The 14037-nt window shown below is 56.3% G+C and carries 12 protein-coding genes and 1 pseudogene; 5 read left to right on the top strand and 8 right to left on the bottom strand.

Features of this window, described 5'->3' with window-relative positions:
• Positions 1-331: 331 nt before the first annotated feature.
• A complete protein-coding gene (locus tag ACR3EP_RS07230) occupies positions 332-1546 on the bottom strand; it encodes a bifunctional alpha/beta hydrolase/OsmC family protein (RefSeq protein WP_170359036.1) in 1215 nt (404 codons plus the stop codon).
• 235 nt (positions 1547-1781) lie between these two features.
• Between ACR3EP_RS07230 and ACR3EP_RS07225 the strand changes: the two genes are divergently transcribed.
• Positions 1782-1973 (top strand): hypothetical protein, encoded by a 192-nt coding sequence (locus ACR3EP_RS07225; RefSeq protein ID WP_170505504.1) that lies wholly within the window; start codon positions 1782-1784, stop codon positions 1971-1973.
• Positions 1974-1977: 4 nt separating this feature from the next.
• Here the strand turns inward: ACR3EP_RS07225 and dddP are convergent, their stop codons facing one another.
• A complete protein-coding gene (gene dddP, locus ACR3EP_RS07220; RefSeq protein WP_480637044.1) occupies positions 1978-3321 on the bottom strand; it encodes a dimethylsulfonioproprionate lyase DddP in 1344 nt (447 codons plus the stop codon).
• Between the two features lie 122 nt (positions 3322-3443).
• Between dddP and ACR3EP_RS07215 the strand changes: the two genes are divergently transcribed.
• Complete coding sequence (locus tag ACR3EP_RS07215) at positions 3444-4184, top strand: heme-dependent oxidative N-demethylase family protein (protein WP_480637042.1); 741 nt, start codon at positions 3444-3446, stop codon at positions 4182-4184.
• A 36-nt stretch (positions 4185-4220) separates the two neighbouring features.
• On the opposite strand, the gene ACR3EP_RS07210 is transcribed toward ACR3EP_RS07215, so the two are convergent.
• The 5 genes from ACR3EP_RS07210 to ACR3EP_RS07190 form a co-directional block, all read right to left on the bottom strand.
• On the bottom strand, positions 4221-5132 hold the full coding sequence (locus tag ACR3EP_RS07210; RefSeq protein WP_480637040.1) for a hypothetical protein: 912 nt from the start codon (positions 5130-5132) through the stop codon (positions 4221-4223).
• A 199-nt stretch (positions 5133-5331) separates the two neighbouring features.
• The gene (locus ACR3EP_RS07205; RefSeq protein WP_170349087.1) at positions 5332-6126 is read right to left on the bottom strand and encodes a lytic murein transglycosylase; all 795 of its coding nucleotides are present in this window, start codon (positions 6124-6126) and stop codon (positions 5332-5334) included.
• 54 nt (positions 6127-6180) lie between these two features.
• Positions 6181-6459, bottom strand: a complete 279-nt coding sequence (locus ACR3EP_RS07200; RefSeq protein ID WP_170349086.1) for a hypothetical protein — start codon at positions 6457-6459, stop codon at positions 6181-6183.
• Between the two features lie 139 nt (positions 6460-6598).
• The gene (glnA, locus tag ACR3EP_RS07195; protein WP_170359023.1) at positions 6599-8005 is read right to left on the bottom strand and encodes a type I glutamate--ammonia ligase; all 1407 of its coding nucleotides are present in this window, start codon (positions 8003-8005) and stop codon (positions 6599-6601) included.
• Positions 8006-8032: 27 nt separating this feature from the next.
• The gene (locus ACR3EP_RS07190; protein ID WP_058280621.1) at positions 8033-8371 is read right to left on the bottom strand and encodes a P-II family nitrogen regulator; all 339 of its coding nucleotides are present in this window, start codon (positions 8369-8371) and stop codon (positions 8033-8035) included.
• A gap of 169 nt (positions 8372-8540) precedes the next feature.
• Here ACR3EP_RS07190 and ACR3EP_RS07185 point away from each other — a divergent pair.
• The 3 genes and pseudogenes from ACR3EP_RS07185 to tig all read left to right on the top strand — a co-directional run bounded on the left by ACR3EP_RS07185 (position 8541) and on the right by tig (position 13085).
• Positions 8541-10141: pseudogene (locus ACR3EP_RS07185) on the top strand (NAD(P)H-hydrate dehydratase).
• Positions 10142-10444: 303 nt separating this feature from the next.
• Positions 10445-11569 carry a porin gene (locus ACR3EP_RS07180; RefSeq protein ID WP_480637038.1) on the top strand — a complete coding sequence of 375 codons (1125 nt, stop codon included), beginning with the start codon at positions 10445-10447 and terminating at the stop codon, positions 11567-11569.
• A gap of 184 nt (positions 11570-11753) precedes the next feature.
• Positions 11754-13085: a trigger factor gene (gene tig, locus ACR3EP_RS07175; RefSeq protein ID WP_170349082.1), complete on the top strand. Its 1332-nt coding sequence runs from the start codon at positions 11754-11756 to the stop codon at positions 13083-13085.
• Between the two features lie 97 nt (positions 13086-13182).
• On the opposite strand, the gene ACR3EP_RS07170 is transcribed toward tig, so the two are convergent.
• On the bottom strand, positions 13183-14031 hold the full coding sequence (locus ACR3EP_RS07170) for an acyl-homoserine-lactone synthase (protein ID WP_170349081.1): 849 nt from the start codon (positions 14029-14031) through the stop codon (positions 13183-13185).
• Between the last annotated feature and the right edge of the window lie 6 nt (positions 14032-14037).

The following is a 14037-nucleotide window of genomic DNA, read 5'->3' as shown; positions in this document are numbered from 1 at the left end:
AAACGTAAAATCCTTGCGCTGGGGCTTGGGGCTGCAAGTTTTACGCTCTCTGCATGTGATGGTGTTTCAGTTGGTGTCGGCTATGGATACGGTTACGACCCGTTTTATGACTCGATGCTGTGGAATGACTACTATCGACGCGATGTTGACGTAGATATTGACGTCGACCGGCCTCCGCGGCCGAATCCGCCTGCTGGCAAACCTCCGGCAAGACCAAAGCCGCCGGTTGCAAAACCACCTGCGCGACCGCGTCCACCAGTGGCGCGACCACCCGCAGCCAGACCGCCGATCCATCGCCCGGCGCCACGACCGCGCAGATAGTTTCAGAGGGTCAGGTCAGAAGTTCCGTAGTGATATGGGCTGACCCTTCCAACGTTCTGTGTACAGGGCATTTATCTGCAATCTCCAGCAGCCGGGTACGCTGTTCCTGATCCAGCGGTCCTTCCAGGCGGATTTTGCGGCGGAACACGTCGATCTTGCCGTCTCCGGCAAGACCGGCATCCTGACCATGTACTTTGTTGTGGCAGACATCGACCGAGATACCCGTCAGTGGCCACCGCTTGCGCCGCGCATACATGCGGATCGTCATCGACGTACACGCCCCCAGGCCCGAGGAAACAAAGCCATAAGGCGACATGCCCCGATCCGTACCGCCATAGGATTCAGGCTCATCCGCAACCGCGTGATGCCGGGGGCCGGATTGGATATCCTGCAAATACCCGGAGGGATCAACTTCGGTCACGCGCACCACGCCCTCGGGCGCGCCCGGCGGTGGTGCCGGTGGGCAGAGTGTGACGTATCGCTTGACCCATGCCGCGATCACATCCGCCGCGTATTCCGCATCCGAGGCCCGCGTGATCAGGTGATCGGCATCGTCCAACGTAACAAAGCTTTTGGGATGTTTGGCAGCAAGAAAGATGGTGCTGGCATTGTCGATGCTGACGGTTTCATCCCGGGGGGCGTGCAGGACCAGCAGGGCAGCTTTCAGATCGCCAATGGCAGGAGTCAGAGCCGTTTCTGAAATGTCGTCGACAAAAGCCTTGCCGATGCGGAACGGGCGACCGCCCAGCATGACCTCGGCTGATCCCTCCTGTTCGATCTGAGGCAGTGCAGCCTCAAAATGGTGCGAGACATGTCCGGGATCGGCTGGCGCGCCCAGCGTGACCACTGCCTTGACGCTTGGGATACCAGCGCGCGCGCGTAGAACGGCAGCCCCACCCAGTGAGTGACCGATCAGCAAGGCGGGAGCCATGTTTCGCCCCGCCAGATAGTGGGCGGCAGCAATCAGGTCTTCTACATTCGAGGTAAAGGTGGTGTTCGCGAACTCTCCGCCCGAATGGCCCAGACCGGTGAAGTCAAAACGCAATACAGCAATGCCCATAGCCGCCAGACGCGCAGCAATACGGCGGGCGGCGGGAATATCTTTGGAACAGGTAAAACAATGCGCAAACAACGCGGTCGCAAGTACCGGTCCATCCGGCAAATCAAGGCGCGCAGCCAGCTGGTTGCCGTCGTGACCGGCAAAAGTGATGCGTTCGGTGGGCATGACAATTCCTTACCTATCGGGATGGCCCCAATAGTGTGTGCTTCGGTCTGGGCACTCAACCCCATTGTAAGAAGCGTCACGGGAAGGTGAGGGGAATACAGATATTTGGGTCGGACTCTTGCGAGAATTTTAGGTTCAATATTTGTGATGTTTGATCACTCAAATATTCGTTTTAATTATTTTGCTCTGATGTCCATCTTGCAGGTGTCACACACAGTCAGCCAAGGAGGCTAACATGGCACACACTGCATCCGCCCCGCGCGGCGTTGTTATTCGACCTGATCTTTTGATCATCATTGCCCTGACCGGAATTTTGGGGTTCTCAGTCGGGCAAAATTGGCCACAGGCAGGGTCGGCTACAATCGAAGCCGCCATCCCATCCGAGGATTGGCACGGGAACGTTCGGCGCTCAACCTGGCCGGACTGAACTTTTACTCAAGCCCCATAAGCTGAGGGTCGAACGGGTATGTGCTGAGGTTTTCATACCCGTCCTCGGTGATCAGCACCTGATCTTCCAGCTTGATCGAAAAATCGCCCCCAACCTCGCCACAGGCGGCTTCGACACACAACACCATGCCGGGCTCAAGCGGATAGTCGTATGAGCCCGCAACCGCCTTGTCCGGATAGGCAACCAGAGGCCATTCATCACACAGACCCACGCCATGCATCAGGCAGCCGTATTTTTGCGCCTGAAACTTGTCGTCCAGCTTGTGTGCATTGGCGGTCAGTTCCGGAATCATCACGCCGGGTTTCAGCATTTCCATATTGGTCATGATATGTTCATGCGCGTGCTGCATGGCATAGATCATGTCGGGGCGAGGTTTTTCATCCCCGATCCACCACGTGCGTGAGATGTCGATGCAGATGCCGTACGAGCCGATCAGATCGGTATCAAAGGCAATGATTTCATTCTTTTGCGTGATCCGTGGACCACATTCCTGAAACCAAGGGTTTGTACGCTGCCCCGAGGCCAGCAAGCGGGTTTCAATCCATTCACCTCCGCGCCGGATGTTTTCGGCGTGCAGAACGGCCCAGATATCGTCTTCCGAGGTCTTGCCATCCCCTACATTCGCCCGCGCGAACTTCTCCATCTCGGCCACCGCGGTTTCACAGGCGTGATTGGCACAGCGCATGGCCAGAATTTCATCGGGTCCTTTCACGGCGCGGGTCTTTTCGGTGACCTCTTCACCCTCCATGATTTCAAACCCTTGCGCCTCAAGCGCGCGTAGGCCGTGCAACATGATCTTGTCGACGGCCAGACGTTTGTTGCCATCGCCATGTTCGTCGATCAGCAGCCGTACCTCGTTCGAGAACACGTCGGCCTGAACATCCACCTTGTCACCACGGTCAAAATAAAACAGGTCCGCTCCCGAGCGTTGTTCACGTACCAGAGGATTGAATTTCGACAGGAAGGGAGAGTTTTTATAGTCCCAGATCACCATGTAGCCATCGGCACACAGCAGCACGGCGCGGAACGGGTTATGGGTGTTCCACAACTGCATATTGGTGCTGTCCGTTGCATAACGGATGTTAAGCGGATCGAACATCAGCAGCCCACCATAGCCACGATCGACGATGGCCTTCGTCAGGCGCTTCCACCGGTATTCCCGCATCCGCGCCAGATCGGGCAGGGCAAGCCCGGCGGCTTCCCATTCGGCAAAGGCCAGTTGCGTCGGCCCGATCTCAATCCGATCATTCTCGTTCGGGGTGCCGTCGCCAAGCGTAGCGCCCTTTGCCGGGTCAATCTTGCGGCTGTCGCGATAGTGCTGGTTCATAGTGGGTCTCCCTGCCTGCGGTCGAGCGTGGAGAATCATTTCCCCCACGTCTTGAAGGTTTGCGACCGGGCATCCGTCGCTTTTTGACCGACAATCCAGTAAACTGGTGTTAGGTCAAAGGCATGACGATCCTCCAGACCTCAATTCCTTATGATCCGCTTGCCCCACGTCCTTTGCCCGGTATCCAACCGGGCAGCATGGATGATTGGCTGCATTGTGATGAAGTGTTTGCCGCGCAGATGCAGCGGCGCACGACGTTGTTGACCGAAAGACGGGCAGAAGTTCTGGCGCTGGACCCAAGTGCCGAACCTGCGGCGCAGGAGCTGTTGAACCTTGTCCTAAAGCACGCTTACCCTGGGTGTTTGGACCGGGTCATACGCCCGGACGGGCAGGGTGTTGAAATCGACCGCTCCAACCCCATGGATATGCTGTGTCGTCTGGTGCAGGAAGATTTCTGCATCCTTCAAAAGCACGGGGATGAACACGTTCTGACCGGTGCCATCCTGTGTTTTCCCGCCAGTTGGCGTTTGTCTGAAAAATTCATGCGCCCCTTGATCGACATTCATGGGCCCGTCGCCAGCTATGATGCCGATATGGCCCACCGCGTGCAGCGCCTGTTTGATGGAATACAACCTGAACGTCCGCTTTGGCGCTTCAATGCCTTGTGGTACGAGGACGCGGAACTGCACCAACCCCGCAGTGCCAGCGCACCGCGAGATGTCCAAGAACCTGGGGTCGCACAGTATCTGCGCAGCGAACGACAGACGCTATTGCGTCTGCCTGAAACGAAGGCCGTGGTCTTTTCAATCCATACTTATGTGCTTGAGGCAAAGCACCTGCGCAAAGCGGAAAACCCCGCCTAAGTGGCGGGGCTTCCAAGGAGGGTCTTCGGTTTAGTGCTACATGCCAAACGCGTTTGCGACACCGGCAATTGCCCCGCTTGTGCTGAGAGCGGAGATTGCTACGGAGTAGGCAAGTACCTGAGTATTAAGGCGAAAATCTTCACCTTTGATCAGGTTCACTGCGGCCAGAGAGACCGCGATCGGAACTGACACGCTTGCCACGGCCCCGGTCAATCCCCAACTGGACAGTCGCAGGATATCGCTGGGCTTATCGTGGTCGAGGGGGGGCGTATCTTCGTCCCGATCAGTAGGTTGCTCGATAGGTTCTGTCCGGAAAGCGATGCTGAGCAACTGCTCATCCGACAGCTGGATCGGCCGGGCTGCTGGTTTCAGCGCCTCTTTTTGTGGCTCATCCAGGTCTTCTTCAGTAATGGCCAGCCCCGCGAACGGGCCTGTCACTGCCTCGAAAATCTGTTGTCTGTTGCGTGGTTTGGAAGGCGTCAGCGTGTTGAACGCGCTCATGAACTGTTCCACGGTCAGAACTGTGTTGGGCGACAGCCATTCGACGCGCTGCGTCGCGCAGATATCAACCATCCGATACAGGATGACCACCAACATAAGCTCTGAGATTTCTCTGTCATCCAGCAGCGCTGATACCGGAGAGATTGTAATTGCCAAACGGCTCTGCGGAAGGGTCACGATCGGCCGATGGGCGGTCTTTAACCCGGCTGCACGGTCCAACCGCTCAAAACGGTCTTCTGCTCCGGTCGTCTGAGTTTCCAAAGTCAGGCGCACCAGATACTGGCTGGATACGATGCTGGCTTCGGTTGTGCTTAGCATGGTCTTACGCTCGACCAGATGGCCATAGTCTTCCAATGTCGTGGCGACGATGGCACCGAACCGCTCGATCGCGCCGTCGGTCTCACCGTCGAATTGAAGACCACCATGATAGCTGTGCTTCGTAGTCACTGCGCTGTCCCTTGTCGCATCCTGTCTTACCAAACAGTTTAACAAGCGATATGGGGCAGAATTTGGCAGAAATGGAAAAAAATCCAAAATTGGCAGGATTGATTACTCTATGGAAACCTAGACATTTTGGGGGCCACTTAATGTCTGTGGCAACAATGTGGCCGGATTGGGGTGTGCAGGCGCAGATTTGTGGCAGGTCTCAGCCGTCGATTCGGGCTGCCATAATCGCAATGGATTGCTGATAGACCGTGGCAGCGTTCCATTGCTGAATTACAGCGAAGTTGGGTTGCCCCGGCTGGTAGCCACGCCCCGGTTTCCACCCCTTTTGGCGTAGAAAATTGGCGGTTGAGGCAAGCGCGTCTGTCATATTGTAGAAATCGACCTGGCCGTCACCGGTTGCATCGACCCCATAGGTCAACGCATTGCCCGGCAGGAATTGAGTGTGCCCCAATTCGCCATGTTTGGCCCCTTGGGTTGCTGTCGTAATACTGCCTTGATCGACCAATTTTAACGCACCGATAGCATGTGGAATAAAGAAGTCAGAACGGCGACAATCATAGGCCAGTGTTGTGATCGCGGAAACAACCTGACTGTCCCCCATGAAATTTCCGAAACCCGTTTCCATTCCGTGAATGGCGATAAGCACTCCGCTCGGGACGCCGTATTGGCGCTCCAGCGCGGCATAGAACTGCGGGTTGCGGGCCTTGCGCTTGCGTCCTTGTGACACGATCGCGTCGGCGCCGCGTACCCGCATGAATTTGTCCAACGAGTATTTAAAGCTTTTTTGATTGCGGTCTGCCGCGATTGTACGGGTGGCGTATTGGCTTTGCGCCAGCGCCTGCAATCCCTTCTTTTTGACTCCCGCGCGTTTAGCCTGTTTGGCAAAGTCCTTCTTCCAGACCTCAAACCCGCTGCTGGTATTGCCGCAAGGGGCGCTGGCCGCAATTGTGGGCAGAGCCAGCGTAAGGGTCAGTAAAATTGCAAATCGCTTCATGAAAAGAATCCCTAAATAAGCTAATTCCAACCGACCCCGCAATCCGAGTGGCACTTATAATGCACGCTGCAGATCCTCGGCCGTCAGGACGGGCTGAATTTCGATATTGGCGTTCAATGCGGCAAAAAGGGGCTCGTTGATCTTCGGCATGCGGGCCTGATCGCTTTCCTCGAAAATGACAATGCCCATGCGTTTTCCGTGTTCCAGCGCAAAATAGGCGGCCTCGGCATTGACGTCTTTCACAAGCGCTTCGATGGCTTTTCCCAGCGATCCGTCCCGTTCTGCTTGATTGCCTTTTTCAACCGGTATTGTGAATTTCAACATCAACCGCATCGCGCCCTCCCAAAATCCTCTGATCAATACTTTGGGACGAGGCTCGGACGTTCGTGCGTGTCAGTCAAGATGTGTTGTCCTGAACGGCAAAAGGGCGCCCGGTAGGACGCCCTCAGCTTTTCTTAAGTTCAACCGCCGCTTAGCAGCTGTAGTACATGCCGTACTCAACCGGGTGCGGAGTATGCTCGTAGGTTTCGACCTCTTCCATCTTAAGTGCGATGTAGCCGTCGATCTGGTCTTTGGTGAACACGTCGCCTTGCAGCAGGAAGTCGTGATCCGATGCCAGAGCTTCCAGAGCTTCACGCAGGCTGCCGCAAACGGTCGGGATATCGGCCAGTTCCTCGGCGGGCAGATCGTACAGGTTCTTGTCCATGGCTTCACCCGGATCGATCTTGTTCTTGATGCCGTCCAGACCGGCCATCAGCAGTGCGGCAAACGCCAAATAAGGGTTCGCAGCCGGATCGGGGAAGCGGGCCTCGACGCGCTTGGCTTTCGGGCTTTCGGTCCACGGAATACGGACACAACCCGAACGGTTACGGGCCGAGTAGGCGCGCAGAACAGGAGCTTCGAAACCTGGGATCAGGCGCTTGTAGCTGTTGGTCGACGGGTTGGTGAAGGCGTTCAGGGTCTTGGCGTGCTTCAGAACACCACCGATGAACCACAGGGCTTCGTCCGACAGATCAGCATACTTGTCGCCAGCGAAGAGCGGCTTGCCGTCTTTCCAAATCGACATGTTGACGTGCATACCGGTGCCGTTATCGCCTGCGATCGGCTTCGGCATGAAGGTCGCCGACTTGCCGTAGGCGTGGGCAACGTTATGGATGATGTACTTGTATTTCTGAAGCTCGTCAGCCTGTTTAGTCAGGCTGTCAAAGATCAGACCCAGCTCGTGCTGGCACGAGGCAACCTCGTGGTGGTGCTTGTCGACCTTCATGCCCAGACGTTTCATGGTCGACAGCATTTCCGAACGCAGGTCCTGTGCTTCGTCAATCGGGTTGACGGGGAAGTAGCCCCCCTTGACGCCCGGACGATGGCCCATGTTGCCCATCTCGTACTCGGTATCGGTGTTCCACGATGCGTCGGTTGCATCAACTTCGTAGGATACTTTGTTGATAGTGTTCGAGAAACGAACATCGTCGAACAGGAAGAACTCGGCTTCGGGGCCCATATAGGCCACATCACCGATACCCGATGCCTTCAGGTATGCTTCGGCTTTCTGAGCGGTGCCGCGCGGGTCACGCTCATAAGCTTCGCCAGTGTCGGGCTCGACAACCGAGCAGTGCACGCAGATGGTCTTTTCGGCGTAGAACGGATCGACATACGCGCTATCGGTGTCGACCATAAGCTTCATGTCCGATGCTTCGATCGACTTCCAGCCCGCGATGGACGAACCGTCGAACATAAAGCCTTCTTCCAGGAAATCCTCGTCAACCTGGTCGGCCATCAGGGTCACGTGCTGCAACTTGCCGCGCGGGTCGGTAAAGCGAACATCGACGTATTCGGCGCCTTCGTCCTTGATCAGCTGAAGAACTGCGTCCTTGCTCATACTCTTATTCCTCTATTGGGTGTTCGATTACAGGGCTTCCGAACCGGTCTCGCCGGTACGGATGCGAATGGCTTGTTCAACGGGCGAGACAAAGATCTTGCCGTCGCCGATCTTGTCGGTTTTCGCGGCGGACACGATGGCCTCGATGGCGGCGTCAACCTGGTCATCGTCCAGAACGACCTCGATCTTCACCTTGGGCAGAAAGTCGACCACGTATTCAGCGCCGCGATAGAGCTCGGTGTGACCTTTCTGTCGACCGAACCCTTTGACTTCGATCACGCTGAGGCCCTGGACACCTACGTCCTGCAGCGCCTCTTTCACTTCGTCCAGTTTGAACGGTTTGATGATCGCTTCGATCTTCTTCATCCCGGGCTCCTATAACTCTTGTCAGAAAGGCACTGATCACGTCTAAGATCGGTCGGCAATCTGATTGCGAAAATGGCCGGGCCCTTGTGGTGAGAAATTAAGCGGTGGGTGAAATTTTGATCGACTTGCACAAAAAGTAATCAGAATTGAATCGTCAGGGGAATTTGAGATGACGGAATTGCTGACAGCTTCACAGATGCGGGCCATCGAACAGGCCGCGATTGAGTCTGGCGAGGTGACCGGGCTGGAGTTGATGGAGCGGGCCGGGCGCGGCGTTGTTGAGGCGATTTTCGAGGAGTGGCCAGAGCTGTCGAAGACCTCGGGGTGGGCTGTGGTTTTGTGCGGGCCGGGGAATAATGGTGGAGATGGGTTTGTCGTTGCCCGGCTGCTGAAAGAGTGGGGTTGGGAGGTCGAGGTCTTTCTCTATGGCGATCCGCAGAAATTGCCGCCGGATGCTCGTAAAAACTATGAACGCTGGGCTGACATAGGAGGCGTCGAACCACTTGATGGACAGTTGGAGCCTTCGACGCTCAAGGCCAACGTGATTGTTGATGCCCTATTTGGCACGGGGCTTACCCGCCCCATATCGGATCTTGGTCTCCTTATGCTTGACCTGCATGACGGTCAGGGGCTTGGTGCAGCTATGGAGGTGGCGCAAAGACCCGACTGGTGTCCGGTGATTGTGTCAGTTGACCTGCCAAGTGGTTTGTGCAGCGACAGTGGTCGTGCTTGAGGACACCGGATTTCGTAGGACTACCTGCTAAATTAGAGGCAATGTCATGCGCTGGCGATCTTACCGTCTCCTTTCACAGTAAAAAGCTGGGTCACACGCTGGCTGATGGGCCTGAATTGTGCGGACGTGTTGTCGTTAAGGGGATCGGGCTGAAAGTGTCCAAGAAGGATGGGTGTGTATCTGAGGTGCACGCCGGCTCTGGTCGGAGAGGAGGTAAAGAGAGTACATCGCACAAATACTCCCACGGCCACGCTCTTATCCTTTCGGGTGGCGCAGGTAAAACCGGTGCTGCTCGATTGGCGGCGCGCGGGGCTCTGCGGATTGGGGCAGGGCTTGTGACGTTGGCGGTGCCTCCGGCGGCTCAGATGGAGGTCGCTGTGCAGGTCACAGCCATCATGTTGCAGAGGGTCGAGGGAGCGGATGGCCTGACACAAGTGCTGCAGGACGAGCGGCTCAACGCATTGTGCCTTGGCCCCGGGTTGGGGCTGGAACGTGCGCGGGATTTGGTGCCAGCGGCTCTGAACGCCAAGCGCGCGACTGTACTGGATGCGGATGCATTGACGGCTTTTGCGGATGATCCCGCAGCCTTGTCCGCGCAATTGCATGAAAACTGCATTTTGACACCACATGGTGGTGAGTTTGCGCGGTTGTTTCCGGATATTGCCGAAAAGCTGTCAGCCCCTGCAACCAAAGGCCCGGCCTATTCCAAGGTGGATGCAACACGCGAGGCCGCCAAGCGGGCAGGGTGCGTGATCTTGTTCAAAGGGCCGGACACAGTGATCGCGGCGCCGAACGGACAGTGTTCGGTCAATGCAGCAGTCTACGACCGTGCGGCCCCTTGGTTGGCTACGGCCGGGTCCGGCGATGTTCTGGCTGGTTTTATCACCGGGCTGCTCGCGCGTGGGTTTGCCCCGATGCAGGCCGCTGAAACAGCGGCTTGGTTGCATGTGGAATGCGCGCGTGCGTTTGGCCCGGGGCTTATCGCTGAAGACTTGCCCGAGTTGCTTCCTGAAGTTTTCAAACAATTTAATATATGATTTTTAGGCGAGATTTGGCCGATCCACCCGATCTTCGGCAGCATTTGGCCGACGGGTTTGCGGTGTCATCAAATCGAGTGTTTGCCAGACGCATAGCCGGGCGTCAGAATTCGCTTGGAGGGGGTCTCCGGCTGCGGTCTTCCTGCAGATAATGCGTTGATTAAAATAGGAATTATTTCTGACTTTCCTGCTCTGAGTGGCGGACATGCAATACTTTGAAAGTATCACAAGAGGCCTCTGGAGCCATGGCAGCATGCACGCGATTGATGAGCAACGAAAGCCGGAATTTTCAAGGTGAATGAAATGACCCAGAAACTAAAACTGTCCTCAATAGCTGCGATGTTGGTTGCGACAACGGCAATTCCCGCGGCAGCGGAACTGAAATACAACAACAACAGTGGCGGTTACGTTCTGTTGTACGGACAGCTCGATCCGGTGATCGTCTCGGTCGATGATGGCGAGGAAACGGAAACGCGCTTGCTGGACAATGACCTGTCCAACAGCCGCGTCGGCCTGCGGCTGATGCAGCCCTATGGCAGCAATGAATTCATGTTCCGTTTCGAAACCGGACTGGGTCTGCCGAGTACGGGAACGGCCAACCAGAACGGAACCAACAATGACGGGTGGTCACGGGAAGACATCCGACATGTCGATTTCTCGTTAAAAGGGGGATACGGCAAGTTCTCGGCCGGGCAGGGGAGCATGGCGTCGGACGGTGCGGCCGAGGTTGACCTGTCTTATGTTGGAACGGCTTTGTATTCCTTTACGAACGACGAAAACGGCGCGTTCTTCTATCGCGGAACCGACGGCGTTCTTAGCGGCATCACGGTCGGTGACTCGGCAAGCAACTTTGATGGCGCTCGCCGTGGCCGGATCCGTTACGACACCCCCGACTTCAACGGTTTCTCAGCGGCAATTGCCTATGGTCAGAACATTCTGTCCAGCAGCGACGATGATGACTACTACGACATCGCGGTTTCTTACGGCAATACTTTCACAAATGGCGTGGAGTTTGCCGCAAGCGTGGCCTATGCGGTGCGGGATTTCGACAATAGCTCGGGTGAACGCAAAGACACGATCGGGTCCGCTTCGGTTTTGCTGCCCAGCGGTTTCAGCTTTACGGCGGCCTTGGGTACGCGTGACGACACTGCCACCGGTGCCAGCGACCCGGACTATTGGTACACCAAACTGGCCTATGAAGGGGACTGGTTGTCCTGGGGGAAAACCGGTGTCGGGATCGACTATTTCGATGGTTCGGATTTCGAAAACGACGGGTCCAGCACAAAATCCTGGGGTGTCGCCGTCGTTCAGCGGATCGACAGCATCAACACTGATGCGTACCTGAAATATCGCAACCATGACTTCGACGACACGGTCGACTTTGACAAGAACGAAGCTTGGGTTCTGGGGGCGCTCTGGAAGTTCTGATCCCGACCTTCTTAGGAATAGGCGCCCCGGGTCAGTCCGGGGCGTTTTTTTTGTTCAAATCGGCGGCAAAACAAGGCTGATCCGGGCTTTGCCCCCTTGCACGCAGGCGGCTGGGCAAATAGAAGGCGTCAAATTTGCCCGGCGCGCCGTTTTGCGCGCCCCGAATCCTATGGGGACTACCATAATGCAGGTTACCGAGACGCTGAACGAAGGTCTGAAACGCGGCTACAACATCGTTGTGACCGCAGCCGAGCTGGACGACAAGGTCAACGAAAAACTGACCGAAGCACAGCCCGAAGTCGAGATGAAGGGCTTCCGCAAAGGCAAGGTGCCGATGGCCCTGCTGAAAAAACAGTTTGGTCAGCGCCTGCTGGGCGAAGCGATGCAGGAAAGCATCGATGGCGCCATGAGCAAGCATTTTGAAGACAGCGGTGAGCGTCCGGCGCTGCAGCCTGACGTCAAGATGACCAACGAAGATTGGAAAGAAGGCGACGACGTTCACGTCGAGATGTCTTATGAGGCGCTGCCGGAAATCCCCGAAGTTGATCTGAAATCGGTCGAGTTGGAAAAGCTGATTGTGAAAGCAGACGATGAGGCCGTCGAAGAAGCGCTGAAAAGCCTGGCAGAAACCGCGCAGGACTTCAAAGCGCGCCGCAAGGGGTCCAAAGCCAAAGACGGCGATCAGGTTGTGATCGACTTTGTTGGCAAAGTGGACGGCGAAGAATTCGAAGGTGGTTCGGCCGAAGACTACCCGCTGGTTCTGGGCTCGAACAGCTTTATCCCCGGCTTTGAAGAGCAGCTGGTCGGTGTGAAGGCCGAAGAAGAAAAAGACGTGAACGTCAGCTTCCCAGAAGAGTACGGCGCCGAAAACCTGGCCGGTAAGGACGCTGTTTTCACCTGCACGGTGAAAGAAGTGAAAGAGCCGGTTGCTGCCGAGATTAACGACGAGCTGGCCACCAAGTTCGGTGCCGAAGATCTGGCTGGTCTGAAAGCTCAGATCGCTGAGCGTCTGGAGGCAGAGTATTCCGGTGCGTCGCGTGCGGTCATGAAGCGCGCGCTGTTGGACGCGCTGGACAAGATCGTTTCCTTCGACCTGCCGCCGTCGTTGGTTGAAGCCGAAGCCAAGCAGATCGCTCACCAGCTGTGGCACGAGGAGAACCCGGAAGTGGAAGGCCACGACCACGCCGAGATCGAGCCCACCGACGAGCACAACAAACTGGCCGAGCGCCGCGTGCGTCTGGGCCTGCTGCTGGCCGAGCTGGGTCAGAAGGCCGAGGTTGAAGTCACCGATGCCGAGATGACGCAGGCGATCATGAACCAGGCGCGTCAGTACCCGGGTCAGGAACGTCAGTTCTTTGAGTTCGTGCAGCAGAACGCTCAGATGCAGCAGCAGTTGCGCGCGCCGATCTTCGAAGACAAAGTCATCGACTACATCGTTGAACTAGCTCAGGTTGCCGACAAAGAAGTCAGCAAAGACGACCTGCAGAAAGCCGTAGAGGCACTGGAAGAGGAGTAATCCTCTTCCGCCCCCTGCCCACGGGGCTAAAAAAACGGAGCCGTCTGACAATCAGACGGCTCCGGTGGGTGGCTTTTGATCTTATGAGGTGAGGGGGTCAGGCCTCATGAGCAAAAGCACGGGGGGTACTCAGCAGAGCAGTCTTTTGCTCTGGCGTGAAACGATCTGACAGCGCTTCGATCAGTTTAAGCACGTCTTTGACTTCGTCTTTCGATTTTGCTGAATGCATCTGTTCGACGAAGTATTTCTCAAGCTCGGTCAGCGGTTGGTGATCGACATTAGCGGGTTTTTCAGCCTTGCCGAGCGCGAACAGACTCAACGCCTGTTCTTCGGTCAGGAAGACGTCATGTTCGATTCCCGCATAGTCCCGAATGCCCGAAATTCGTTCATCCGAGCAATCCATCAACGCCGCCATCGCAACCACTTTGCCCATTGGTTTTGCACTACCGAGGTAGTCATACGGGGCATTGCCCGACCGTTGCAGAACACGGTTCATGATCGGATCAATTACGGCGATCGAGTCCAGTACGCCGGCGGTTTTGGCGTATTCGAACGAGCCGATCATGACCTCACTGGTCACATAGGACACTGAATTTTTGCCGCGCCCTTGGCCCAGTCGTTTGGTGTCGACACAGAACCGGGTCGCTTCCCAGACCTGTGAACTGCGCAAGGGCGGTTCACCGTCCAGAATAGAATTGAAGACATCCGCAAGCATGTGTGGACCTGTGGTCTGCAACAGGCGCATACACCCAACGACTTCCCCCTCGTCGTTGATGCTGACCACGTGTGCAGGATTCAGGTCGTCGAACATATCGCGTTCACGGCCGTCTACTATGTTGACCTCCCAGCCCAAACGATCGCCGAACACGCGGGCTCGTAGTTTGAACATTTCGTCCAGGACATCACTAAACATATGCTGGTTGATACCATCAATTACGATGATCATTTCCAT

This window comes from Ruegeria sp. BB10, assembly GCF_056535725.1.
This window is presented reverse-complemented; position numbering and strand designations above follow the sequence as displayed.